25 protein-coding genes, 4 tRNA genes and 1 riboswitch are annotated in these 22,274 nt (G+C 57.5%); of the genes, 15 read left to right on the top strand and 14 right to left on the bottom strand.

Annotated elements, in window-relative coordinates; translation table 11 throughout:
• The first annotated feature begins 81 nt into the window (after positions 1–81).
• The 3 genes from astB (at position 82) to astE (ending at position 2,801) form a co-directional block, all read left to right on the top strand.
• Positions 82–1,428 carry an N-succinylarginine dihydrolase gene (gene astB / locus GV818_RS07955; protein ID WP_161756012.1) on the top strand — a complete coding sequence of 449 codons (1,347 nt, stop codon included), beginning with the start codon at positions 82–84 and terminating at the stop codon, positions 1,426–1,428.
• Positions 1,429–1,490: 62 nt separating this feature from the next.
• Positions 1,491–1,778, top strand: a complete 288-nt coding sequence (locus GV818_RS07950) for a topoisomerase II (RefSeq protein WP_161756011.1) — start codon at positions 1,491–1,493, stop codon at positions 1,776–1,778.
• Between the two features lie 12 nt (positions 1,779–1,790).
• Positions 1,791–2,801: a succinylglutamate desuccinylase gene (gene astE / locus GV818_RS07945; RefSeq protein WP_161756010.1), complete on the top strand. Its 1,011-nt coding sequence runs from the start codon at positions 1,791–1,793 to the stop codon at positions 2,799–2,801.
• A gap of 73 nt (positions 2,802–2,874) precedes the next feature.
• Here astE and GV818_RS07940 read toward each other — a convergent pair whose 3' ends face one another.
• Positions 2,875–3,384: a 6,7-dimethyl-8-ribityllumazine synthase gene (locus GV818_RS07940; RefSeq protein ID WP_161756009.1), complete on the bottom strand. Its 510-nt coding sequence runs from the start codon at positions 3,382–3,384 to the stop codon at positions 2,875–2,877.
• A gap of 117 nt (positions 3,385–3,501) precedes the next feature.
• Positions 3,502–3,672, bottom strand: a riboswitch (FMN riboswitch).
• A 220-nt stretch (positions 3,673–3,892) separates the two neighbouring features.
• Between GV818_RS07940 and ltaE the strand changes: the two genes are divergently transcribed.
• From ltaE to mgtE, 8 genes are all read left to right on the top strand, one after another.
• Positions 3,893–4,897 (top strand): low-specificity L-threonine aldolase, encoded by a 1,005-nt coding sequence (gene ltaE, locus GV818_RS07935; RefSeq protein ID WP_161756008.1) that lies wholly within the window; start codon positions 3,893–3,895, stop codon positions 4,895–4,897.
• A gap of 146 nt (positions 4,898–5,043) precedes the next feature.
• The gene (alaS, locus tag GV818_RS07930) at positions 5,044–7,668 is read left to right on the top strand and encodes an alanine--tRNA ligase (RefSeq protein ID WP_161776302.1); all 2,625 of its coding nucleotides are present in this window, start codon (positions 5,044–5,046) and stop codon (positions 7,666–7,668) included.
• 96 nt (positions 7,669–7,764) lie between these two features.
• Positions 7,765–9,006 (top strand): aspartate kinase, encoded by a 1,242-nt coding sequence (locus GV818_RS07925; protein ID WP_161756006.1) that lies wholly within the window; start codon positions 7,765–7,767, stop codon positions 9,004–9,006.
• Positions 9,007–9,194: 188 nt separating this feature from the next.
• Positions 9,195–9,383 carry a carbon storage regulator CsrA gene (gene csrA / locus GV818_RS07920; protein ID WP_002554426.1) on the top strand — a complete coding sequence of 63 codons (189 nt, stop codon included), beginning with the start codon at positions 9,195–9,197 and terminating at the stop codon, positions 9,381–9,383.
• Positions 9,384–9,445: 62 nt separating this feature from the next.
• A tRNA-Ser gene (locus GV818_RS07915) sits at positions 9,446–9,536 on the top strand.
• 107 nt (positions 9,537–9,643) lie between these two features.
• Positions 9,644–9,720: transfer RNA gene (locus GV818_RS07910), tRNA-Arg, on the top strand.
• 72 nt (positions 9,721–9,792) lie between these two features.
• Positions 9,793–9,869 (top strand) — tRNA-Arg (locus GV818_RS07905).
• A 422-nt stretch (positions 9,870–10,291) separates the two neighbouring features.
• The gene (mgtE, locus tag GV818_RS07900) at positions 10,292–11,734 is read left to right on the top strand and encodes a magnesium transporter (RefSeq protein WP_161756005.1); all 1,443 of its coding nucleotides are present in this window, start codon (positions 10,292–10,294) and stop codon (positions 11,732–11,734) included.
• A 111-nt stretch (positions 11,735–11,845) separates the two neighbouring features.
• Here the strand turns inward: mgtE and GV818_RS07895 are convergent, their stop codons facing one another.
• Positions 11,846–12,172, bottom strand: a complete 327-nt coding sequence (locus tag GV818_RS07895) for an Arc family DNA-binding protein (RefSeq protein WP_003204761.1) — start codon at positions 12,170–12,172, stop codon at positions 11,846–11,848.
• A gap of 378 nt (positions 12,173–12,550) precedes the next feature.
• Between GV818_RS07895 and phnN the strand changes: the two genes are divergently transcribed.
• On the top strand, positions 12,551–13,132 hold the full coding sequence (gene phnN, locus GV818_RS07890) for a phosphonate metabolism protein/1,5-bisphosphokinase (PRPP-forming) PhnN (protein WP_161776301.1): 582 nt from the start codon (positions 12,551–12,553) through the stop codon (positions 13,130–13,132).
• Here the strand turns inward: phnN and GV818_RS07885 are convergent.
• Positions 13,107–13,286: a PA3371 family protein gene (locus GV818_RS07885; protein ID WP_161776300.1), complete on the bottom strand. Its 180-nt coding sequence runs from the start codon at positions 13,284–13,286 to the stop codon at positions 13,107–13,109. The genes phnN and GV818_RS07885 overlap by 26 nt on opposite strands.
• A gap of 23 nt (positions 13,287–13,309) precedes the next feature.
• Entirely contained in the window at positions 13,310–13,549 is a 240-nt protein-coding gene (locus GV818_RS07880; protein ID WP_161756002.1) for a hypothetical protein, read from the bottom strand.
• A 290-nt stretch (positions 13,550–13,839) separates the two neighbouring features.
• Here GV818_RS07880 and GV818_RS07875 point away from each other — a divergent pair.
• Together GV818_RS07875 and GV818_RS07870 are read left to right on the top strand one after the other, a co-directional pair.
• Positions 13,840–13,916 (top strand) — tRNA-Arg (locus tag GV818_RS07875).
• 187 nt (positions 13,917–14,103) lie between these two features.
• The gene (locus tag GV818_RS07870; protein WP_161776299.1) at positions 14,104–15,126 is read left to right on the top strand and encodes a hypothetical protein; all 1,023 of its coding nucleotides are present in this window, start codon (positions 14,104–14,106) and stop codon (positions 15,124–15,126) included.
• A 251-nt stretch (positions 15,127–15,377) separates the two neighbouring features.
• Here the strand turns inward: GV818_RS07870 and GV818_RS07865 are convergent, their stop codons facing one another.
• Positions 15,378–16,001 carry a recombinase family protein gene (locus tag GV818_RS07865; RefSeq protein ID WP_161776298.1) on the bottom strand — a complete coding sequence of 208 codons (624 nt, stop codon included), beginning with the start codon at positions 15,999–16,001 and terminating at the stop codon, positions 15,378–15,380.
• 252 nt (positions 16,002–16,253) lie between these two features.
• Between GV818_RS07865 and GV818_RS07860 the strand changes: the two genes are divergently transcribed.
• The gene (locus GV818_RS07860; protein WP_161776297.1) at positions 16,254–17,141 is read left to right on the top strand and encodes a tetratricopeptide repeat protein; all 888 of its coding nucleotides are present in this window, start codon (positions 16,254–16,256) and stop codon (positions 17,139–17,141) included.
• A gap of 118 nt (positions 17,142–17,259) precedes the next feature.
• Here the strand turns inward: GV818_RS07860 and GV818_RS07855 are convergent, their stop codons facing one another.
• The 9 genes from GV818_RS07855 to GV818_RS07820 form a co-directional block, all read right to left on the bottom strand.
• Positions 17,260–17,691, bottom strand: coding sequence for a hypothetical protein (locus GV818_RS07855; RefSeq protein WP_161776296.1), 432 nt, complete (start codon positions 17,689–17,691; stop codon positions 17,260–17,262).
• Between the two features lie 72 nt (positions 17,692–17,763).
• The gene (locus GV818_RS07850) at positions 17,764–18,369 is read right to left on the bottom strand and encodes a tail assembly protein (protein WP_161776295.1); all 606 of its coding nucleotides are present in this window, start codon (positions 18,367–18,369) and stop codon (positions 17,764–17,766) included.
• Positions 18,366–18,986 carry a tail assembly protein gene (locus GV818_RS07845; RefSeq protein WP_161776294.1) on the bottom strand — a complete coding sequence of 207 codons (621 nt, stop codon included), beginning with the start codon at positions 18,984–18,986 and terminating at the stop codon, positions 18,366–18,368. Before GV818_RS07845 ends, GV818_RS07850 begins: the two co-directional genes overlap by 4 nt.
• A 10-nt stretch (positions 18,987–18,996) precedes the next feature.
• A complete protein-coding gene (locus GV818_RS07840; protein ID WP_161776293.1) occupies positions 18,997–19,341 on the bottom strand; it encodes a hypothetical protein in 345 nt (114 codons plus the stop codon).
• Positions 19,338–19,538, bottom strand: coding sequence for a hypothetical protein (locus GV818_RS07835; RefSeq protein WP_161776292.1), 201 nt, complete (start codon positions 19,536–19,538; stop codon positions 19,338–19,340). Before GV818_RS07835 ends, GV818_RS07840 begins: the two co-directional genes overlap by 4 nt.
• The gene (locus GV818_RS07830; protein WP_256679438.1) at positions 19,535–19,981 is read right to left on the bottom strand and encodes a DUF5681 domain-containing protein; all 447 of its coding nucleotides are present in this window, start codon (positions 19,979–19,981) and stop codon (positions 19,535–19,537) included. Before GV818_RS07830 ends, GV818_RS07835 begins: the two co-directional genes overlap by 4 nt.
• Before the next feature lie 3 nt (positions 19,982–19,984).
• Positions 19,985–20,821, bottom strand: a complete 837-nt coding sequence (locus tag GV818_RS07825) for a hypothetical protein (RefSeq protein WP_161776291.1) — start codon at positions 20,819–20,821, stop codon at positions 19,985–19,987.
• A gap of 26 nt (positions 20,822–20,847) precedes the next feature.
• Positions 20,848–21,024, bottom strand: coding sequence for a hypothetical protein (locus GV818_RS34085; protein ID WP_177343012.1), 177 nt, complete (start codon positions 21,022–21,024; stop codon positions 20,848–20,850).
• A gap of 467 nt (positions 21,025–21,491) precedes the next feature.
• Positions 21,492–21,941 carry a DUF2280 domain-containing protein gene (locus tag GV818_RS07820; RefSeq protein ID WP_161776290.1) on the bottom strand — a complete coding sequence of 150 codons (450 nt, stop codon included), beginning with the start codon at positions 21,939–21,941 and terminating at the stop codon, positions 21,492–21,494.
• Between the last annotated feature and the right edge of the window lie 333 nt (positions 21,942–22,274).

Genomic DNA, 22,274 nt, shown 5'->3' with positions numbered 1-22,274 from the left:
GGCTTGCCGGCGAACGAGCGCACTGCGTTCGTCATGTGTAGATACCGATGCCTATAACAACAGATTCGTGGAGCCTCGCTGATGAAATCCTATGAAGTCAATTTTGACGGTCTAGTGGGGCCGACCCATAACTACGGTGGTTTGTCCTACGGCAACGTCGCCTCCCAGAGCAACAGCCAGCAGGGCTCCAACCCCAAGGAAGCAGCGCTGCAGGGCCTGGCGAAAATGAAAGCGCTGATGGAGATGGGCTTTCAGCAAGGCGTGCTCGCGCCTCAAGAACGCCCGGACGTCGCCGCCTTGCGCAGCCTGGGGTTTGCCGGGACCGATGCCCAAGTCATTCAACAGGCCGCCAAGCAGGCGATGCCGTTGCTGGTAGCCAGTTGCTCCGCTTCGAGCATGTGGGTGGCCAACGCCGCCACTGTGAGTCCGAGTGCTGATACCGCTGACGCTCGGGTGCATTTCACTGCCGCCAACCTCAATTGCAAGTACCATCGCAGCATCGAGCACCCGACCACCAGTCGCGTGCTGGGGGCGATGTTCGCTGACCAGAAACACTTCGCGCACCATGCGGCCTTGCCGGCGGTGGCGCAGTTCGGTGATGAAGGTGCGGCCAACCACACTCGCTTCTGCCGCGAATATGGCCAGGCCGGTGTCGAGTTCTTTGTTTTCGGTCGCAGCGCTTTCGACACCCGCTATCCGGCGCCGCAGAAGTATCCGGCGCGCCAGACTCTGGAGGCCTCCCAGGCTGTGGCTCGGTTGCACGGCCTGAGCGAGGAGGGCGTGGTCTATGCCCAGCAGAATCCATCGGTGATCGACCAGGGCGTGTTCCATAACGATGTAATCGCCGTGGGCAACGGCGAAGTGCTGTTCTATCACGAAGACGCCTTCCTCGAGACCGAGAAGATGCTCGCTGAACTGCAGGACAAGCTGGGCAAGCGCGGTGGCAACTTCCAGTCGATCTGTGTGCCGCGCTCGCAAGTCACGGTGGAGGACGCGGTGCGTTCCTACCTGTTCAACAGCCAACTGTTGTCCCGTGCCGATGGCTCCATGCTGCTGATCGTGCCGGAAGAGTGCCGGAGCAACGAGCGGGTCTGGCAGTACCTGCAAAACCTCACCCGCTCCGGCAGCCTGATCCGTGAGGTGAAGGTCTTTGACCTCAAGCAGAGCATGCAGAATGGCGGTGGCCCGGCTTGTCTGCGCTTGCGTGTGGCGCTCAATGAAACTGAGCTGGCGGCGGTCAATCCTGGGGTTATCATGACCGCGCCGTTGTACGACACCCTGACCCAATGGGTCGGCAAGCACTACCGCGACCGCCTCAGCGAAAGTGATCTGGTGGACCCGCAGTTGCTGCTTGAGTGCCGGACGGCACTGGATGAACTGACGCAAATCCTTAAACTGGGCGCGGTTTACCCCTTCCAGATCAATTGAAAGCCCGCGCCTGGTGCTTGCAACCGGGCGCGCCGCTTCACCCCCAGATGAGAGCTAACACCATGAGCGATACCCTGCAGCTGATCCTTGAAGACACCGATGGCACTCAACTGGAAACCTCCTGCACCCGCGTCGCGGTAATGTGGCAAGGCAAGGAACTGTGGATTCAACAAGACGGCCGTGGCCAGTTGTTGATTGGCGTGGACGTAGAAGAGGGCGATGCGGAATACGCCAACCTGCTGCTGCGTCCGTTGGCGACCAACCTGGTCAGCCTGCAACTGGAAATGGAACCGGCCGATGCTGGTGATGATGATCACGTGCACGGCCCTGACTGCGGCCACGATCACTAAGGAAGCCGCTCTATGCTCGCCCTCGGCAAACTGCTTGAACTGACCCTCGCCGGCCGCGAACCGGCAGAGAAGACTCAACTGACTGTCGACGGCGTGCGCATGCGCTGGCTGAGCGAGGGTGCGCTGGAAGTGCGGCCGCCCGAAGCGCGCGATAACGGTCTGGACCTGCTGCTGTCAGCGGGTATCCACGGCAACGAGACAGCTCCCATCGAGCTGCTTGACCGTCTGTTGCATGACATTGCCCGGGGCGATCTCAAGCCCCGCGCACGTATTCTGTTCCTGTTCGGCAACCCCGAGGCCATGCGTCGCGGTGAGCGTTTCGTCGAGCAGGACGTCAACCGGCTGTTCAACGGCCGACATGAATTGAGCAGCGGCTTTGAAGCCCTGCGTGCCTGCGAACTGGAGCGCCTGGCGGCGAGCTTTTTCAGCCTGCCGCAGCGTCAGCGCTTGCACTACGATCTGCACACGGCGATCCGTGGGTCGAAGATCGAGCAATTCGCACTGTATCCCTGGAAGGATGGGCGCCAGCATTCGCGCCGTGAACTGGCGCGCCTGCGAGCGGCGGGCATGGAAGCGGTGCTGCTGCAGAACAAGCCTTCGATTGTCTTCAGCGCCTACACCTACGATCAGTTGGGGGCCGAGTCATTTACCCTGGAGCTGGGCAAGGCACGGCCATTCGGGCAGAACCAGGGAGTGAATGTCGAGCGCCTGGAAACCCGCCTCAAGCACATCATCGAAGGCGCCGAGCCGCCGGCCGAGCAGGACAGCCTCGACGGTTTGAAGCTGTTCAGCGTGGCTCGGGAAATCATCAAGCACAGCGACAGCTTCCACCTGCACCTGCCGGCGGACATCGAAAACTTTTCCGAGTTGCAAGTGGGTTACCTGCTGGCCGAGGACATTGCTCAGACTCGCTGGGTCATCGAGGAAGAGGGGGCGCGGATCATTTTCCCCAATCCCAAGGTGAAGAATGGTTTGCGTGCGGGAATTCTGATTGTGCCGACCACGGCCGACAGCCTGGCCTGAAATAATTCGCCGGCGAGCCGGCTCCTACAGAGTGGTGTAGGAGCCGGCTCGCCGGCGATGTTCCTTCTAGCGGTTAAACCGCTACTGCGCGCTGCTCGTTACGACGCAGGGCACGAACCTTCTGCAGGGTGTCGGCGCAGGTTTTTGCCGCTTCCTGGCCTTTATGCACGAAGTGCTCGAAGAAGAACTTCTGATGTTCGTCGCCCGCGTGGAAATGATGCGGGGTCAGCACCACGGAGAACACCGGCACTTCGGTTTCCAATTGCACCTGCATCAGGCCGCTGATCACCGACTGGGCAACGAACTCGTGGCGGTAGATGCCGCCATCCACCACCAGGCCCGCGGCGACTATCCCGGTATAGCGACCGGATTTGGCCAGCAGCTTGGCGTGCAGGGGGATTTCGAAGGCCCCACCGACTTCGAAGAAGTCGATATCGCTTTCCTGATAACCCTGGGCGAGCATTTCCGTGACGAATCCCTGGCGGCTCTGGTCGACGATTTCCTTGTGCCAGCAGGCCTGGATAAAGGCGACGCGTTCATTGGCGTGGTGTTTGCTTTTGCTATCGATTGCGGTGGGTTGCATGTTCTGACTCCTGTTTGTATGAAAAACAGGGCATATATGAATCGAATGGGATTTAAGGGTGCGCGCAGAACCGACGTGGATTCCCCACGCCTGCCAGCAACGGCCCTTTGGTGCCAATCCCGTTCTCTCTTCATCCGGACTATGACCGTCGGCCCCGGAATCACACCGGGTCTGCTGTCCTTGTCGTCACCTGTGGCCGAGCCAGAGGAATCGCCAAGCGCTCGCGGGCTATGCGCATTGCGCGCAATTACCGCCGGTGGGGAATTGCACCCCGCCCTGAGAACGTTTGCCCGCGGACTTTTCGCGGGCGGTGATTTTTTAACACAGATCGGCCGGAGACGCATTGCGCCTTTTGGATAATTCCCATCGGTTTTTTCGCAGCCAGGCTCAGGGGGTTCTACAGTTGCTGCTTGATTAATTGTGCGGGCGACGGCAGTAATCCGTTTCGAAAGGGAGTTTTCCCTGTTTGAGGCGGACCTTGCCGGTCCCATAGTCGAGGCCAGATGTGATGAGCGTGATCGATCTTCGTAGTGACACCGTGACCCAGCCAACCCCGGGAATGCTCGAAGCCATGGCCAGGGCCCGTACCGGGGACGACGTGTATGGCGAAGATCCGACGGTCAATCAGTTGGAAGCCGAGTTGGCACGGCGTCTCGGGTTTGCCGCAGCGCTGTTCGTGCCTTCCGGCACCATGAGCAATCTGCTGGCGCTGATGGCCCATTGCGGTCGTGGCGATGAGTACATCGTTGGGCAGCAGGCCCACACCTATAAATATGAAGGCGGTGGTGCGGCCGTGCTTGGTTCCATTCAGCCGCAGCCGTTGGAGGTCCAGGCCGACGGTTCGCTGGACCTTGCCCAGGTGGCGGAGGCGATCAAGCCGAATGATTTCCACTTCGCCCAGACTCGTTTGCTGGCCCTGGAAAACACCATGCAAGGCAAGGTGCTGCCGTTGTCCTATCTGGCTCAGGCCCGAGCGTTTACCCGAGAGCGGGGCCTGGCGCTGCATCTGGACGGTGCGCGGTTGTACAACGCGGCAGTCAAGCTGGGCGTAGATGCTCGGGTGATCACCGAGCACTTCGACTCGGTCTCGGTGTGCCTGTCCAAGGGGCTTGGCGCGCCGGTGGGGTCGGTGTTGTGTGGTTCCGTAGAGCTGATCGGCAAGGCGCGGCGCCTGCGCAAGATGGTTGGTGGCGGCATGCGCCAAGCAGGCGGGCTGGCGGCGGCCGGTTTGTATGCGCTGGAGCACCAGGTGCAGCGCTTGGCGGATGATCATGCCAATGCGCAGTTACTGGCTGAGGGGTTGCGTCAGGCGGGTTACTCTGTCGAGCCAGTGCAGACCAACATGGCGTACGTACAGGTCGGCGAGCGTGCCGAGGCAGTCAAGGCGTTCGCCGCGGAGCGCGGCATTCGGCTCAGCGCTGCGCCAAGGTTGCGACTGGTGACGCATCTGGACGTCAATCGAGAGCAAATCGGGCAAGTGGTCAGCACTTTTGCCGAGTTTTCACGTAACTGACAGTGTTCTCCGTCCAATTGACTGTTTGTATCGTACAAACACGCTGTACCAAGTGATTAACGCCGATATAATGCGGCCCTTTGCCGTCGTTTCGTCTGTTGACGTTGCGCACAGGCCTTTGGCCGCAGTCTCCGTGGAAGAACCTAATGAAAAGCGCAGAAATCCGTGAAGCCTTCCTTCGCTTCTTCGAAGAGCAAGGCCACACCCGTGTAGCCTCCAGCTCCTTGATCCCAGGCAACGACCCAACCCTGCTGTTCACCAACGCGGGGATGAACCAGTTCAAGGACTGCTTCCTGGGCCAGGAAAAGCGCGCCTATACCCGCGCTGTCAGCAGCCAGAAGTGCGTTCGCGCCGGCGGCAAGCACAACGACCTGGAAAACGTCGGTTATACCGCTCGTCACCACACGTTCTTCGAAATGCTGGGCAACTTCAGCTTTGGCGATTACTTCAAGCGTGATGCCATCACCTTCGCCTGGAACTTCCTGACCTCTGACAAGTGGTTGAACTTGCCGAAGGAAAAGCTCTGGGTCACGGTCTACGCCAGCGACGACGAGGCTTACGACATCTGGACCAAGGAAGTGGGTGTTCCCGCCGAGCGCATGGTGCGCATCGGTGACAACAAGGGCGCGCCTTACGCCTCCGACAACTTCTGGACCATGGGCGATACCGGTCCGTGTGGCCCTTGCACCGAGATTTTCTATGATCACGGCGCCGACATCTGGGGCGGCCCTCCCGGCTCGCCGGAAGAGGACGGTGATCGCTATATCGAGATCTGGAACAACGTGTTCATGCAGTTCAATCGCACCGCCGATGGCGTGTTGCACCCGTTGCCAGCGCCGTCGGTGGATACCGGCATGGGCCTGGAGCGGATCAGCGCGGTGTTGCAGCACGTGCATTCGAACTATGAAATCGATCTGTTCCAGAGCCTGCTGAGCGCGGCGGCCAAGGCCATTGGTTGCACCAATGATGCCCAGGCATCACTGAAAGTGGTGGCTGACCACATCCGTTCCTGCGGTTTCCTGATTGCAGATGGCGTTCTGCCGTCCAACGAAGGCCGTGGTTATGTGCTGCGCCGGATCATTCGTCGCGCTTGCCGTCACGGCAACAAGCTGGGCGCCAAGGGCAGTTTCTTCTACCAGATCGTGGCTGCCCTGGTGGCCGAGATGGGCGAAGCCTTCCCTGAATTGAAGTCCCAGCAGGCACATATCGAGCGCGTGCTCAAAGCTGAAGAAGAGCAATTCGCCAAGACCCTGGAGCAGGGCCTGAAGATCCTCGAGCAGGATCTGGCCGAACTCAAGGGTTCAGTCGTGCCGGGCGACGTGGTGTTCAAGCTTTACGACACCTATGGGTTCCCGATGGACCTGACCGGTGACATCGCCCGTGAACGCAGCCTGACCCTCGACGAGGAAGGCTTTGAGCGCGAGATGGAAGCCCAGCGTGTGCGTGCCCGTTCTGCCAGCTCCTTCGGCATGGACTACAACAGCCTGGTCAAGGTTGATGTGGCCACCGAGTTCACTGGTTATCACGCCACCAGCGGTTCGGCCAAAGTGGTTGGCCTCTATAAGGGCGGGCAATCGGTCGACGTGTTGAGCGAAGGTGAAGACGGGGTGGTGATTCTCGACCAGACCCCGTTCTACGCTGAGTCTGGTGGTCAGATTGGTGACTGCGGGTTCTTGATCGCCGGCAACGCGCGCTTTGACGTGCGCGACACCACCAAGACCGGTGGCGCTTTCCTGCACCACGGCGTGCTGGCCAAGGGCAGCCTGACCGTTGGTGCTCCGGTTGAAGCCCAGGTTGATGCTGAAGTGCGTCATGCCACTTCGCTGAATCACTCGGCTACCCACTTGCTGCACGCAGCATTGCGCCAGGTATTGGGCGAGCACGTGCAGCAGAAAGGTTCGTTGGTGGACAGTCAGCGTCTGCGTTTCGACTTCAGTCACTTTGAAGCGATCAAGCCTGAGCAGATCAAGGCACTGGAAGATATCGTCAACGCTGAGATCCGCAAGAACACTGCGGTGGAAACCGAAGAAACCGACATCGATACCGCCAAGAAGAAGGGCGCCATGGCGCTGTTCGGCGAGAAGTACGGCGACAGCGTGCGCGTGCTGAGCATGGGCGGCGATTTCTCCGTGGAACTGTGCGGCGGTATCCACGCCAACCGCACCGGCGACATTGGCCTGCTGAAAATCACCAGCGAAGGCGGTGTGGCTTCCGGCGTGCGGCGTATCGAGGCGGTGACCGGTGCTGCGGCCCTGGCGTACCTGAACGCTGCGGAAGAACAACTCAAGGAAGCGGCGACCCTGGTCAAGGGCAGCCGCGACAACCTGATCGACAAGCTGTCGGCAGTGCTGGAGCGCAACCGCTTGCTGGAGAAGCAGCTCGAACAGTTGCAAGCCAAGGCTGCCAGCGCGGCGGGCGACGATCTGTCCGCTCAGGCGGCAGACGTCAAGGGCGTGAAAGTGCTGACTGCCCGTCTCGACGGCCAGGACGGCAAGGCGCTGCTGGCGCTGGTGGATCAGTTGAAAAACAAACTCGGTCGCGCAGTGATCCTGCTCGGCAGTGTCCATGAGGAAAAGGTCGTACTGGTTGCAGGTGTAACCAAGGACCTGACTGGCCAACTCAAAGCCGGTGATTTGATGAAGCAAGCCGCTGCGGCAGTGGGCGGGAAGGGCGGTGGTCGTCCAGATATGGCTCAAGGCGGTGGTGTTGATGCCGCTGCACTGGATGCCGCTCTCGCCCTGACCGTGCCATTTGTCGAGCAGGGTATTTAAGGCGCCGAGCCGGGCCCGTCGTCGAGTGGCGGGTCCTTGCGCTGTGCAGTTTGATTGTTAACGGGCGCCCCTTTACGGGCTGAGGCGGCTTAGAAAATGGCTTTGATCGTACAGAAATTTGGAGGCACTTCGGTCGGCTCTGTCGAGCGGATCGAGCAGGTCGCCGACAAGGTGAAGAAGTTCCGCGAAGCCGGCGATGACCTGGTGATCGTGCTGTCGGCGATGAGCGGCGAAACCAATCGCCTGATCGATCTGGCCAAGCAGATCAGTGGCGAAGCCAAACCGGTTCCCCGTGAGCTGGATGTGATCGTTTCCACCGGCGAGCAAGTGACTATCGCTTTGCTGGCCATGGCGTTGATCAAGCGCGGTGTTCCGGCGGTTTCCTACACCGGTAACCAGGTGCGGATTCTCACCGATAGCGCTCACAATAAAGCGCGAATTCTACAGATTGATGATCAGAGGATTCGCGGCGATCTGCAGGCCGGTCGTGTGGTTGTAGTTGCTGGCTTCCAGGGCGTTGACGAGCACGGCAATATCACCACTCTGGGACGTGGCGGTTCCGACACCACCGGTGTGGCGCTGGCGGCGGCCCTGAAGGCCGACGAGTGCCAGATCTACACCGATGTCGACGGCGTCTACACCACTGATCCACGCGTGGTACCCAAGGCTCAGCGCCTGGACAAGATCACCTTCGAAGAGATGCTGGAAATGGCCAGCCTCGGTTCCAAGGTGTTGCAGATCCGCGCGGTGGAGTTTGCTGGCAAGTACAACGTTCCGCTGCGCGTGTTGCACAGCTTTCAGGAGGGTCCGGGCACCCTCATTACTATTGATGAAGAGGAATCCATGGAACAGCCGATCATTTCCGGCATCGCCTTTAACCGCGATGAAGCCAAGCTGACTATCCGTGGCGTGCCAGACAACCCTGGCGTGGCCTTCAAGATTCTCGGCCCGATCAGTGCGGCGAATATTGAAGTCGACATGATCGTGCAGAACGTTTCGCACGATAACACCACCGACTTCACCTTCACTGTGCACCGCAACGACTACCTGGCGGCCCAGACCGTACTGGAAAACACTGCGCGGGAAATCAGCGCACGTGAAGTCGTTGGCGATACAGATATCGCCAAGGTCTCGATCGTTGGTGTCGGCATGCGGTCCCACGCGGGCGTGGCCAGCCGTATGTTCGAAGCGTTGGCAAAGGAAAGCATCAATATCCAGATGATCTCCACTTCTGAAATCAAGGTTTCGGTGGTGATTGAAGAGAAGTACCTGGAGTTGGCGGTGCGTGCGTTGCACACTGCTTTCGAGCTTGACGCTCCGGCCCGACAGGGCGAGTGATAGGTGTTTGAAAGGGGCGCGGTCTGACCGCGCCCTTTGTGTTTTTGATCGGCGCGGGAGAAAACTGTTCTTTTGCCCGTGCTAGTCAATACTTAGGCGTGTAGGACTACAGCCGACCCGGTTGTGGGCCGACACCCTTTTTTTTGCAGACTGTAGTCCCTGAAAATGTAATGCGTGAGGAGAAAGGTATGCTGATTCTGACTCGTCGGTGTGCAGAAAGCCTGATCATTGGTGATGGAGAAATCACTGTGACCGTGCTCGGCGTCAAAGGTAATCAAGTGCGTATTGGTGTCAACGCCCCCAAAGAAGTGGCGGTTCACCGTGAGGAAATTTACCTGCGAATAAAGAAAGAGAAGGACGAAGAACCAAGCCATTAATTTTTATCGTTTTTTTTGTTTGCAAACGGGGAGAAAGCTGGTTAATATACGCCCCGTGTTGCGGAGAGCTGGCCGAGTGGCCGAAGGCGCTCCCCTGCTAAGGGAGTACACCTCAAAAGGGTGTCGGGGGTTCGAATCCCCCGTTCTCCGCCATTATTTGTTTAGTACGTTGTAATCTGGCTTCTTCTGTAAGTTGTTGAAATTACTAGAAAAAGAGCTTTACAAAAAGATTTAACGGCCTATAATGCGCGGCAACAAATGCACTCGTAGCTCAGCTGGATAGAGTACTCGGCTACGAACCGAGCGGTCACAGGTTCGAATCCTGTCGAGTGCACCATTTAAGAGTTAGTTGCAGTGATGTAGTTAACTTTGCTTCAGCCAGTTGTGGTCTGGTCTAAAAACACAAAATGCACTCGTAGCTCAGCTGGATAGAGTACTCGGCTACGAACCGAGCGGTCACAGGTTCGAATCCTGTCGAGTGCACCATACATCAGAAAGCCCGCATCGTAAGATGCGGGCTTTTTGTTTTCTGCGTTGTATATTTCTGCCTCTCCTCTCTTCTGATTCATTTCTCTGGAACGGTGTCGTCCTGGCGAAGTCGAATTCAGTGTCCATATGCCTGCACGCGGACTTTTTTCTCCAGGTGTGTGTTTTCTTTTTGCACCTGTGCGTCGCAGTTTTATAGATTCGGTTACTGCTCAGGTTTATGCCGCAAGCGCTTGTTCTTGCCGCGATTTTTAGCGTTTAAAACCGCCAGGCGGTGTATGATTGCGCCCGTCAGCCCCGCCGGGGCTTGTGGAATACCTCCATGGACTTACCCAGTAGTTGCTCAGTATCCCGTTTTTACAATCATGAACTGACTGATTGATCCTTCCGGCGTGCTCCTCTGCTGGGAGTGGAGTTCGCCTATGACCGAAGTAGAAGTAAAGAAGACGCAAGAAAGCCTGCAGGACCGCCTCGCTCAAGTCGTTGAGCTGTTACAGCGCCAGCGGGTGGTCGAAGACCTGACGCACCGTCAGGAAGGCCATCATCAAGACCGGGTCGAGAACCTGGTCCATCGGCAGAACCTTGTCGAGCTGCAACGCAAGCTCGATGACCTGCACTCCGCCGACGTTGCCTACATCCTCGAAGCCTTGCCTCTGGACGAGCGTCTGACCGTCTGGCAGTTGGTCAAGGCCGAGCGTGACGGCGACATCCTTCTCGAAGTATCCGATTCCGTACGTGAAACCCTGATCGCCGACATGGACGATCACGAGCTCCTGGCTGCCGCCAAGGAGATGGACGCTGACGAACTTGCTGACCTGGCTCCCGAGCTTCCGCGAGACGTTGTCCATGAGCTGATGGAGACCCTCGACGGCCAACAGCGTGAGCGCGTTCGCTCCGCGTTGTCCTATGACGAGGAGCAGGTCGGCGCACTGATGGACTTCGAGATGGTGACCATCCGCGAGGACGTCAGCCTAGAAGTGGTTCTGCGGTATCTGCGCCGGCTCAAAGAATTGCCAGGCCACACCGACAAGCTGTTCGTGGTGGATTACGACGGCGTGCTCAAGGGCGTGCTGCCGATCAAGCGCCTCTTGGTCAATGATCCGGACAAGCAAGTGGCAGAAGTCATGGCCAGTGACCCGGTGAGCTTTCATCCGGATGAAGATGCCTATGATGCGGCCCAGGCATTTGAGCGTTATGACCTGATTTCGGCTCCGGTAGTCGACAAGAATGGCAAGCTGATCGGCCGTTTGACCATTGACGAAATGGTCGACCTGATTCGTGAGGAAAGTGAGACCGAAGTCCTCAATATGGCTGGTCTGCGCGAGGAAGAGGATATCTTCGCTTCGGTGTGGAAGTCCCTGCGCAACCGTTGGGCTTGGTTGGCAATCAATCTGATTACCGCCTTCGTCGCGTCGCGAGTGATTGGCTTGTTCGAGGGCTCCATCGAAAAGCTGGTGGCGCTGGCCGCCCTGATGCCGATCGTTGCAGGTATCGGCGGTAATTCGGGTAATCAGACCATCACCATGATTGTGCGGGCAATGGCTCTGGATCAGGTAAGCACCGGTAATACCTCGCGCCTGATGCGCAAGGAGTTGGCGGTCTCCTTGATCAACGGCCTGGTCTGGGGTGGGGTGATCGGCATTGTCGCCTACCTGCTCTACGGGAGTTGGTCGCTGGGAGTGGTAATGACGGCTGCCATGACCTTGAATCTGCTGCTGGCGGCCCTGATGGGGGTCTTGATCCCCATGACCTTGGTACGACTTGGGCGCGATCCAGCGATGGGGGCGAGTGTGATGATCACTGCGATGACGGACAGTGGTGGTTTTTTCATCTTTCTCGGCCTGGCGACGATCTTCCTGCTCTGACTCGTCCCTTGCATAGGTTTTGCCCGCGAAGCGCCTTTATGGCGCTTCGTTGCTTATTCGGCGGGCAAAAAAAAGCCAGCAACTAGGCTGGCTTGAGCATTCTGGGTCGAATCAGGTGGCGTCTGCGGCCATTTCAGCGTCATGGGCGATCAGCGAAACCAAAGCGTTTTGCTGGCGATGTGAAAGTTGGCGGAAACGCTGAAGCAGTTCGCGTTCATGCAAGGACAGCTCGGGGCTGTCCAGGCGCATGCTCAACTCTTCACCCAAGGCGCCTTCCTGAATAAGACTTTGTTCCAGGCGCGCGATGATTTCGGAGTTCATGCTGCGGTGATGATTGCGAGCCACCTCGGCAATGCGTTCACGCATCCCGTCTGGTAGACGTACGACGAACTTGTCAGCCGTACGGCTGGAATAAATTGCCTGTTTCAATGGGCGCATATATTTAACCGGTTAGTTCAGGGGAGCGGTTCTCGGAATTGGCCGCGGGCTGTCTTTTAGGACAAGCCTGATTGCCAAATGTTCAACCTGAATTGTTAAGAGGCCCGCATCATGCCTCAAAATTGCCAGATCATTGGCGTCAATTCTGTGACAAATATTGAACTGGATAAAGGCGTTATGCCAGCACCAATTATCAGAAATGCGGACTGGTTTGAAAAGATCGCTGATCCGCGTTATTGACCGCATTCTCCCTCCTGGTGGGAGTGTCAGTGCACTAGCGAAGGTGCATGCTATGCGGGTGAGCTACGTAATCCCTACCTGTTAGAGGATAGTGGCAAATGGCCGATTTACTAGTTGTGCTGTCTGGGGCAGCGACCTATGCCAGGTAGACTGATTTACATGATGGGGCCTTCAGGGGCCGGCAAGGATAGCCTGATTGATGCAGCCAGGCAGCCTTTAAGTGTTTTGCGTTGTAAGGTCGCAAGGCGGGTGATCACGCGCTCTGCGGAGTCTGTGGGCGAGGAGGCCCTCGAGGTCTCTGAGCTGGAGTTTGAGCGGCAGGTGGAGCGGGGTGATTTCGCCTTGTTCTGGCGGGCCAATGGCCTTGGGTATGGCATTCCCGTGGAGATTGATTGTTGGCTGGAGCAGGGCTGTCATGTGCTGGTCAACGGTTCCAGGGGCTATTTGTCCCTGGCCCGAGAGCGTTATCCCGATTTGATTCCGATAGTTCTGACTGTGGATACGGAAGTATTACGCCGTCGTTTGCTGCGTAGGGCTCGGGAAAGTCTGTCGGAGATCGAAAGCCGTCTGCAGCGTAATGAGCTGTTCGCCAGTGCTGCCTGGCTCGACGAAGAGTCGGTTGTGCGTCTAGATAACTCGGGAGAGTTGCAGGTTACTTTGCAGCGGTTGCTGGAAATACTTCGTCAGCGGGGCGTTAGCGCAGCACCGGGTCAAACTTGATCTTGCGTCCGGCGATCAGTGCCAGCAGGAGCAGGCTGGAAAATGAGCCGCAGGCGATCAGCAAAGCACTGCCGAGAGTCTCTTCAGGCAACAAAGCTGCAGCGAATCCGCTGAGCAGCGTCAGTATAAGCAGGCTTTTGGCTGCAGTGGACATGTGTAGCTCCTGATGTCTTGATCTCAAAATACCCAGTTTTCAGCTTGTGTATTGGCTGACCGCTGCGGGTTTTGTCCCTCAGTAACCCGGGTTGCGACTCCAGGCTGGATCTGGGTGTTCATGACTGCCAGTTGTGGTGCCTGGCTTTGGGGGTGACGGGCAGTTGCACTCCCAGTCAGTTCAGCGTTGTCTGCCGGCTGAAAGTGAAAGGCCATCAGTATTGCGATGGCTATCGCGTTCAAGAGAAACAGGGCGCTGCTCATGGGCGTGATCTCCGCGGTGTTTTATCCGTTGATAAAGCAGGCCACATGCCAAGAGTCTACATGCCATTAAATCCTTTAAAAACAACTAGTTGTGTTGTTTAAAAAAGCAAAGGCAATTGCATTTTGCAATGATGGCATTTTGCAGTGATGCAATTTGCACGAAGTTGTTGCCGGTCTGCTGACGGCTCTTGGTGTCTCGTGCAAAAAGCCCTATGGATGACATGACAAATGCGGCCTTGGCCGTTAACATGCACGCCGTCATTCGCGCCGTGTCAGGCGCTCGCCGTTCAGTCTCAGTAGCTCAATTGGATAGAGCATCCCCCTCCTAAGGGGAAGGTTGGCAGTTCGAACCTGCCCTGGGACACCATATTTCATGGGCTCTTCAGCTGAATTTGAGTTGCCCCAGCCAAACCCATGGGTGCATAGCGGGTGCAACAGCGGACCTTTCGGGGCTCGTTTTGCGTCTATGACCCTTCTTCCATCGTCTTTGCGAACATTGCCTACACTCGAGATTGCCGAGAATGACCTCGCGCTCGTTTGGGAGTGTTTCCACATTGACTATCAACATTGCGATCGCCACATACGACGCCATTGTTCTCGGCTGTGACAGTCTTTCCAGCCAGGTTGAGCAGGCAATTTTACCCTTTCGTAATGGTGGTGGATTCGCCCGGGATGCCGACGGAAACGAACTCATTGACGCTACTGGCCATAAAGTAGTGTCAGCTGCTGAATTGCGCCCTTACGTAACCAACGTCTTTGGCGGCGCTCAGAAGATGTTCTGCCTGTATGAGGACGAGGACACAACAGTGGCAGCGGTAACTGCGGGGATGGCCACTCTGTGCGGCGTGACCATCGCCGGCGTTGCTAACCGCTTCAAGAAGAAAAACTCGGGAGAGGGGACTGTTTATCGCACCGTTGAATCCGTCGCTGCCGCATTCTTGGCACACGTTCGTCAAGAGTGGGAGGCGGAGGTGGAATATGAAACCGCGGCTGAGGAGCTTCGGCCTTACTTTCCTGACGTCCAATTTATAGTCGGTGGGTATGGCACGGATGATGCTACGAGTAAGGTATTCAAGCTTTCTGTCAATTCCGGAAAGCTAGAGGAACAGTTCACTTGGAAAAGCCGATCAGGTACGTGCTTCGTAGGGCAGTCTGATTTTGTAGAGCGCCTATTGGTGGGAGTGGATGGCAGGCTAGCTGATCAGATCGATTCGACCGTTGGTCAATTAATGTCCAGTCAGACTCAGGCAATTGTGCAGGTAATTACTGATCAATTAAGGGCTGCAGGTGTCGAAATACCTGAGGGGATGACATTCGTGACGCCAGATTTCCCCATTGAGCTACCATGGGGGGAAAGCGTTGCCCGTATTGACTTTGGAAATCTGCCTGCACAGTATGCCGTCGATTTAGCGGAGCTTTTAGTCAATTTGCAGTCAGGAATGCAGCGCTTCGCTAGTGCCGTAGCTACCGTAGGTGGAAGGACGCACATCGGTGTGCTTAAGAGAGGCGAGAAGTTCGTCATGCTCAACGAGCCCAAATTAGTACATAACCACACGGGTTATTCTCATGATTTATAGCATCCGGGATTCATCTGGTCAGATCGGATCAAAAACACAAGAGGAGCGCGGAAGCTTCGAGCGGTCGTTTGCTTGTTCCGATCGGAGTGGCGCAATTCCTTCGTTGCAGGACGCGCGCCCTCCGACGCAACCCAGCACCCCAGTTAAGGGCTGCTCTGCAACCTTTCGCAATGGAATGATCGAAGTCGCTTGAACCATGCTTGAGATTGCCTAAAGGTCGGCTACCAGCCGACCTTTTTATTGGCTGTAAATTAGCTCGGTTTGGAAAGACCATCGCGAATCCTGAGTACTGTAGTGGTCGAACAACTCGCGTGCCGAGCGGTTGCGCGGATGCCTAGGCCTGCGCCGAGCAGTTCAGTCACGCGCTTATGTAGATCGGCGTTGATGGGGCGGCCCTGATACTTGCCAGCAGCCTTGGCCTTTTCGATGCCCTGGGCCTGGCGTTCGCGTCGCTGCTCGTAATCCTTACGGGCTATAGCTGCCATCATTTCCACCAGCATCGAGTTGATGGCACCCAGCATCCGCCCGGTGAATTCGTCACCCTTGGTGTCCTGCATTCCCTGGTGGCTTGTTGGCAGATCGAGCGCGACGATGCGCAGCCCCTTGGAGTCAATCGCAGCCTTGAGCTTCTGCCAATCCTCCACAGGAAGGCGTGAGAGGCGGTCTATTGATTCCACCAGCAACACATCACCTTTGCGAGCATCCTTGAGCAGGCGCAGCAGCTCAGGCCGGTCCGCGGTCGCTCCGCTGGCGTTCTCTAGGTACTCGCAGGCAATGACTTTGTTCTGGTCGCTCGCAAACTTCTCGAGAGCCGTACGAGCGCGGCCGGCATCTTGCTCGTCGGTTGAGGCTCTGAGGTAAGCGCGGATGAACATAATGCAACCTGTATCAGTTAGGGTGTTGTCCTAACACTGTTGCATTTTGGGTGTTACATATCAAGTGAAAAGGCTGGTAAAGGCATAATCTGCCTGTATCAGCCTAGGCATACTGTAATTGGTGCGCGTTAGATGGAAGGCGATCTGATTGACGACTGCAGATGCCCCGGACGGCCCGTCCTACTTCCAATCGTTACACTTGATTTGCTTGAACCGGCATAATGCCTTCATTTCAATGGATGAAATTCAGCTATGTTCAAAAATCTTTCTCTCCTATTGTTTTTGACTATGATCACGGGCTGTCAGAGCGTGATCCGCTCTGCCGATTCTGACTCCTCCTCGCTCGTTGGCTTGCGATGCGTGATGACCGCCGGTAAGAAGCCCTTTGAGCGGGACAATTTGAGATACATCGAAAGCAATGCCGATGATGGGAATGCAACGTGCAAGGCAGTGCTGGGTAAGATGTATCAAGAGGGTGGATACGGCGTCGATCAAGATTTCAGTAAGGCCCGGGCGCTGTTTGTCGAGTCTGCCAAGCTGAATCCGACCAGCAACGCTCTGTTAGGGCGGATGGCTGAGCGCGGCGAAGGTGAGCCAGTGGATTACGTCAAGGCGCGCAAACTCTATCGCCTCTCGGGCGAGAATGCCGCGGTGCCGCTGGGGCGGTTGATGGAGGAGGGTAAAGGTGGCCCGAAGGATGTGCCTGGAGCCTTTGCACTCTATCTGGAGTCGTCCAAATACTGTGGTGATGATGCCTGGGACGCGATGGATGGCTTGCGCAAACAGGGCCAGCCGCTCAGTGAGGTGCAGGCGAATCGATATCGGCAACTCTGGGTGGCAAGTTTCCTTAAACTGCAGATGCGCCGTCTGGCTGTTCGGGAAGTGTTCGAGGCTGTTAATGCTAAAGGCGAAGCTCAAAACGTGACGCTGTCCTATCGCTTCAAGGCAAACAGCGGTGCACCTCTGATTACGATGATCAAAGGTTCCGGCGATGCCAATGTGGATAGTTGGGTCATGAAGGCTGCGTCGCGGATCACGATGGGGGACCACGCGCCATTGACTGATAGCTCGGGCAAGTATGAGATCACTGCGCCGCTTACATTCTCACCTCGGAACACTCAGGGTTTGCAACGGATGTGAGGGCGCGAGCCCAGCAGAGGATTGTGCGTCTGGGTGTGGCTGATGGGGTTGTGGAGTGGTGAAAACGCCACAGTGTGTAGGTTTCAACACACTGTGTTGTTTTCGACACGGTGGAAGGTCAAAGAGAGGTTGGGCGAATATCCAGGCCGACATTGGTGTCACCACCGATCCTGAAGCGCTTTGTTTGCCCGGCTTTTAGAATGGTGGCTTGCTCCTTGAGTGCGCCCGACCAGCTACACATTCCCGATCCATTCTCATCGGCACCCAGGCCTACCAGATGCTCTCCAGGAGCAACGTACAAGCTGACCACTTCGCCAGTATCGATTCTGGCGACGGCCCGACCGTCGATGTGAACCGCAACAAAGCACCCGCCACCGACGAAACCAGTATCGCGCGCAATTTGTATGGTTGAATACGGTGTTACGGGCTTGTTCCCGTAGGTCAGCACCCTATCACCAGGAACAGGTTTAGCCTGGTCGAACGAAACTGGGGTGGTTGAGCATCCGCTCATCAGGGTAACCAGGGCGACAACAGCGGTAATTTTCAGCATGAGAGCTCCTATCCATGAGGCGGCCACTTTAGCACCGCCTGTATAGACCGGACACATGGTGCCGAATGGCTCCTACATCTGGTCCTCGGCGTAAATGGCAGCGCTAATGATCGCCCCACCGACACGGCGCTTGCCGTAGCACAGCGGAACCGGGTTGCCCGATGCCGTGGTGTTCTTGGCGCTACCGAAGGCGTAGCCGGGAGTATTCTCGGGAGCTGCGCTAGTCTTGAGGCCGCCAGCCTGAGGGCTGAGTATTTGGATTACGCCGCCCAGTGCGAGGGACGCGCCCATCATCATCATTCCTGACGTAAACGGCGTCGCCGTGCCACCAGATGCGTAAGTCAGAACCGCGCCAACGGCAAGCAAGACGACGCCTACAACCGTTTGAAGAATGCCGCCGCGTTTACTCCCTTCAATTACAGGAGCAATGATGATGTCACCTTCACCTTGATAGTGAAGCTCTGACTCACCGATGTTTTTCTTGCCTAGAAAAACAGCGAACACCAAGCCTTTCGACTTGGCATTAGAAATGAACCGCTCGAAGCCCGGGATCTGCACACAAAGTGCTTTGATAGCCTCTGCGGGGCTGCGCACAGCCAGCGGGTAGGATTTTCCGAACTGCCGCAACTGGCCATAGAGCTTTACGGTTCTGATCGGCTGGCAATAAATGGCACTCATGCTTTGTCCTCCGCGTAGATGCCCGCGCTGATAATTGCCCCGCCCCACCGGCGTTCGCCGATGCAGATGGGCACTGGATTGCCACTGGCTGTGGTGTTCTTGGCCGAGCCAAACGCATACGACGGAAGATTGTCTGGGGCCGCGCTTTGAGATAGGCCTTTGGCTTGAGGGCTTAGCATCTGGATCACACCACCGATCGCAAGGCCGTAACCGGCGGCCGCCATGGCGCTAGTAAATGGTGATGCCGTCCCGCCAGACGCAAAGGTGATAAACGCTGCGGCGGCGATCAAGACCACCCCCACAACCGTCTGCGCCAATCCCGCACGCTTACTGCCGCCGATCACCGGAACGATTTTCAATGTTCTGACGCCGCCGCGATCAAAGTCTTTTTCCCCTACGTTCTTTCCATTGCGGACGATGGCAAATCTCATGCCTAGCCGATCTAAACGGGAAATCTCCTCGGCAAAACCATCCACTGTCGCCCTCAATGCCCTGAAGACTTCCCATGCGTTACCGGTTTCGAGCTGATAATCCTTCTGCCGGAAGAACTTTCTTCCCAAGATGTTACTGAGCTGAATCGTTGTCCTGGGCTTGTAATGCGCTGCTGTTGCGGCCATTTGTGCTTTCCTATGGGTTGATTACTGGGGCTTCTAAACCCAGGCGGATGGCGAGGAGGGATCGCGACATACGCGCCTGGTCGAATGTCACCCGCTCTCGCCTTGGGTCGTAATTCCAAACACGGTCATAGATCACCTGGTAGGCCCGTGCGCCCCGGAACGTGCCGCGCAGCAGATCGGCAGAAACTCGCGCCTCATCCTCGGTGAAGAATGGTCCGTCAATGACGACCTTCTGGCCGTCACGGGGGTGTTGGACTTCCCATACCAGATAGCCCGCATCCGGGCCCTGTCTCAGTGGGTGCGATGCAAAACGGCTTGTCTTGCACGCCTCTGTGAAGCGCTCTTGAAAAGTCACTTGCTGGTACTCCGGATCGTTGGTGCGGTCGTTTCGTCAAAAACGGCACTGAGCGTGTCTTCTTTGCGGGATTCGCCTCCACCGGCGGCCTCCGCGGCTAGCTCATCCATGAGGTCACTGATTGCGCGCACGTCCCTGTTGAATTGGGTAGTCCCGGTCTGCTGGCGCAGCTTGGCCACCTGGCTACGGATGCTCATCGCTGCATACCCTCCATCTGCTGGCGGAGCTCTTCGACGGCCTTCTGTAGCTCCGCTACCTCGATCACTCGCGCGACGGCGCCCAGGCCCTCAATGAGAGAGCGACCTTGGTCGGGGGGAAGGCTGCCGGCCGCCACTGCGCGCAATATCGACTTGGCGGCGCTGGGCAGGTCGGTGTCGTCGAGGTCGAAGCTGACCACCTCGGCGGTGGCCTTCACTGGCGGCACCAGTCGCTCCAGGATCAGGCGGCACGCCTGCATATCGCCCTTCTTGGCGGCGGCCAGGATCTTGCGCGTTACCGCATCAGCACCTGCCGCGAGCTTCTCCCGGATGGCCTGGGTCTGGCCTGAGCGCCCCCCAGGGTTGCCGGAATGGCCGGGAGCGAATCGCCCCCCGGCAACCCGGCCCGGCGCCGCATCCATGGGTGGCAACGGCTTGGCCAATGATTAAGCCTCTGCGCCGGGTTGATCGGGAGCGGGTTTTACGGATTGGCGGGTGGGCATTTTCGCGAGCCATTCGCGAAGCGCTTCGGAGCCTTCGCAGCCCGATCGCCACTTCTCAAACCGGCCGGTATACCCGTTCGAATTGGCAACCATACCGCTGAGTGCAACGCCGGCATTGGAGGCTGTGGCCAGAACGTCGTCGTAGACCGCAAGCATTTGCTTGAGATCTTCGATGTCCTCGGCGCGTGATGCGGCAATACCTGCACGCGACAGGCTTTCGGCGACATCGGGGGATAGCCCGGAAAGCATCGGGTTTGCCCGGAGCACCGCCTCTACGATGTCGGGATGTCCACCGGCGCGCGCCTCAGTAACCAATGTGCGACGTTCCTCCTGGCTCAGTCCGCGCACGATGGCCCGGAGCTCTTGGTCAGCGAGAAAGCCAACTACATCAGAGCTTGCGCGCGGCGTAACCGGCGCGAAGCCCTCGGCGACAGTTTGGGCAAGCGCGAGCATATCCTTGGCCACCTTTTCCATTGCCGGCATGAGCGCTGGCGCTATGCCATCGATCTGCTCCTTACCCAGGCGCTCTACAGCGGATGCGTTCAGGTCTTTGTTATTGCGAACGGAGAGAATTTCCTCGCCGATATCCTTGAAGGTCTCCAACGCCAGACCCTGCAGGTGGCGCACCGACTTGAACAGGCCGCCGGCTTGCCAGGTGCACTTGGTGCCGTCTGGTCGCTGGATGCCGAATGTGCGGGCCTCGATCCGAGCGTGGTCATATTCGGAGTAGTGCAGGTTGGCCAAGCCAACCTTGAGGACAGAGCGTTTGCCGATATTCATTGAGTTACCTTTGATGTGTGGGCCGATTAGGCTGCGTCGACGTGAAGCGGGCGGTTCTCAACAAGCGCGATCAGCAGAGCGCTTGCTTGAACGCTTCCTTGTTCGGCGGCTGAACGCAGGCGGCCCCACGCGGCATTGATTTCGGCGCGGGTGGGCTTGGCTTGTGGGCCACGGGGTTTGGTAGTGCTGGCGCTGACTGACATGATCAATCCTCTGTGAGCTGTTGAAAGCCTTGCAAAGCTCACATTAGGCAGTATCTGGGCGCATATCCAGTGCTTTTAGGGTGCACCTCATGTGTTACACGTAGGTGGACGGAACCGGACTGAAATAGTTGGTTTTGGTGGGATTGGAGAGGTGGATTTTGTTGCAGTAAGTCTGCATCAGCCAAAATGATACAGGGCCGGGTTTCCGGCTCAGTCCGAACTCAGATTGAGGATGGAGCGGGGAGGGCTGACATCCCATTTCGGTAGATCAGGTTCTCGCGCCACGTTTTGCGAGATATGAAAACGTGGCGCGGATTTGATGTGTCCAGATTTGGACGCATCTCGGTTTTCGCTGATCGGTCGTCGAGCAGTCGTCGAATGGTCGTCGATTTGTGTTCATCCCCCATTGGGGGTTGGGCTTTCATGGGGTGTTTCCCCAATGGGGGAATACCTGCTCCGACCTGCTGTCAGGCGTCCTTGTGCGGCGCCAGGACGAATTCAACCTCCACGCGACCTGCGGGACAGGCCTGGCCGTCGGTCTTGGCCCTGCGGCTGGTGTAGATGTCGCCGCACTCCTTGGCTGCCTGCTCCAGTAGCTTCATGGCCATCACAATGTGCCCACGTGCCTCGGCCTCTTCATGCATTCGCCCAAGCGCACGCAGCCTCATGGACCGGTTAGCGATCGGCTCCTTGACGACCTCAGACCTGAAACCGTTTCTGGTGTCTTCGAACAGCGTCACCCAGCGCTTCGCCAGGCCCTTGCTGCTCTTGCGGGTTGGGTCGTGGGCTTCGACGTGCTGCCGCGACACGACCACGCCGAAACCTTCCCTGACGGCCGTTGCGACCTGTGAGGGCGAGTCGAAGCACGCCAGGGACTGAACGATGAAGGCTTTGATTTCGTTGTTAAGCGCGGCCATGGGCTGGAATCTGTCTAGGGTCTGTCAAGAATCCTCATGGTTGCCCAGGTGGCGCGCAATGGCAATGCCGGAGAGCGCACGTTAGGTAACGGTAAAGTAACGTTAGAAGCGTTACCGGCCAGTCAGGCCCTACGGTCCGATTCGGCTCATATGGTCTGTCTCGCAACGCCCGGGCTGAGTACCGAGAAAATCGGAATCACTCCCGATCTGCCAGATAGACCAAACCGTCTCAGTGAGACCAAATCGTCACACAGCGCGATAATTTCCTGTCTTTTCGTGATTTTGTAGCGTTTTCACCTGCATTGGCGTGGCAATATCCTCAAAACTGAGGAC

This window comes from Pseudomonas sp. Fl4BN1, from assembly GCF_009908285.1.
Lineage (GTDB): Bacteria > Pseudomonadota > Gammaproteobacteria > Pseudomonadales > Pseudomonadaceae > Aquipseudomonas.
The sequence above is the reverse complement of the archived record's forward strand: the minus strand, read 5'-3'. Positions and strand labels throughout refer to the sequence as shown.

Excerpts from the sequence above, each read along its gene's own strand:
- GV818_RS07825 (WP_161776291.1), bottom strand. The coding sequence starts at position 20,821 with ATGAATATCGGCAAACGCTCTGTCCTCAAGGTTGGCTTGGCCAACCTG.
- astE (WP_161756010.1), top strand. The coding sequence starts at position 1,791 with ATGCTCGCCCTCGGCAAACTGCTTGAACTGACCCTCGCCGGCCGCGAA.
- GV818_RS07820 (WP_161776290.1), bottom strand. The coding sequence starts at position 21,941 with ATGGCCGCGCTTAACAACGAAATCAAAGCCTTCATCGTTCAGTCCCTG.
- alaS (WP_161776302.1), top strand. The coding sequence starts at position 5,044 with ATGAAAAGCGCAGAAATCCGTGAAGCCTTCCTTCGCTTCTTCGAAGAG.
- GV818_RS07925 (WP_161756006.1), top strand. The coding sequence starts at position 7,765 with ATGGCTTTGATCGTACAGAAATTTGGAGGCACTTCGGTCGGCTCTGTC.
- csrA (WP_002554426.1), top strand. The coding sequence starts at position 9,195 with ATGCTGATTCTGACTCGTCGGTGTGCAGAAAGCCTGATCATTGGTGAT.
- mgtE (WP_161756005.1), top strand. The coding sequence starts at position 10,292 with ATGACCGAAGTAGAAGTAAAGAAGACGCAAGAAAGCCTGCAGGACCGC.
- GV818_RS07850 (WP_161776295.1), bottom strand. The coding sequence starts at position 18,369 with ATGAGTGCCATTTATTGCCAGCCGATCAGAACCGTAAAGCTCTATGGC.
- GV818_RS07895 (WP_003204761.1), bottom strand. The coding sequence starts at position 12,172 with ATGCGCCCATTGAAACAGGCAATTTATTCCAGCCGTACGGCTGACAAG.
- astB (WP_161756012.1), top strand. The coding sequence starts at position 82 with ATGAAATCCTATGAAGTCAATTTTGACGGTCTAGTGGGGCCGACCCAT.
- GV818_RS34085 (WP_177343012.1), bottom strand. The coding sequence starts at position 21,024 with ATGTCAGTCAGCGCCAGCACTACCAAACCCCGTGGCCCACAAGCCAAG.
- GV818_RS07860 (WP_161776297.1), top strand. The coding sequence starts at position 16,254 with ATGTTCAAAAATCTTTCTCTCCTATTGTTTTTGACTATGATCACGGGC.
- GV818_RS07880 (WP_161756002.1), bottom strand. The coding sequence starts at position 13,549 with ATGAGCAGCGCCCTGTTTCTCTTGAACGCGATAGCCATCGCAATACTG.
- GV818_RS07835 (WP_161776292.1), bottom strand. The coding sequence starts at position 19,538 with ATGAGCATCCGTAGCCAGGTGGCCAAGCTGCGCCAGCAGACCGGGACT.
- phnN (WP_161776301.1), top strand. The coding sequence starts at position 12,551 with ATGCCAGGTAGACTGATTTACATGATGGGGCCTTCAGGGGCCGGCAAG.
- GV818_RS07855 (WP_161776296.1), bottom strand. The coding sequence starts at position 17,691 with ATGCTGAAAATTACCGCTGTTGTCGCCCTGGTTACCCTGATGAGCGGA.
- GV818_RS07845 (WP_161776294.1), bottom strand. The coding sequence starts at position 18,986 with ATGGCCGCAACAGCAGCGCATTACAAGCCCAGGACAACGATTCAGCTC.
- GV818_RS07940 (WP_161756009.1), bottom strand. The coding sequence starts at position 3,384 with ATGCAACCCACCGCAATCGATAGCAAAAGCAAACACCACGCCAATGAA.
- GV818_RS07885 (WP_161776300.1), bottom strand. The coding sequence starts at position 13,286 with ATGTCCACTGCAGCCAAAAGCCTGCTTATACTGACGCTGCTCAGCGGA.
- GV818_RS07865 (WP_161776298.1), bottom strand. The coding sequence starts at position 16,001 with ATGTTCATCCGCGCTTACCTCAGAGCCTCAACCGACGAGCAAGATGCC.
- GV818_RS07950 (WP_161756011.1), top strand. The coding sequence starts at position 1,491 with ATGAGCGATACCCTGCAGCTGATCCTTGAAGACACCGATGGCACTCAA.
- ltaE (WP_161756008.1), top strand. The coding sequence starts at position 3,893 with ATGAGCGTGATCGATCTTCGTAGTGACACCGTGACCCAGCCAACCCCG.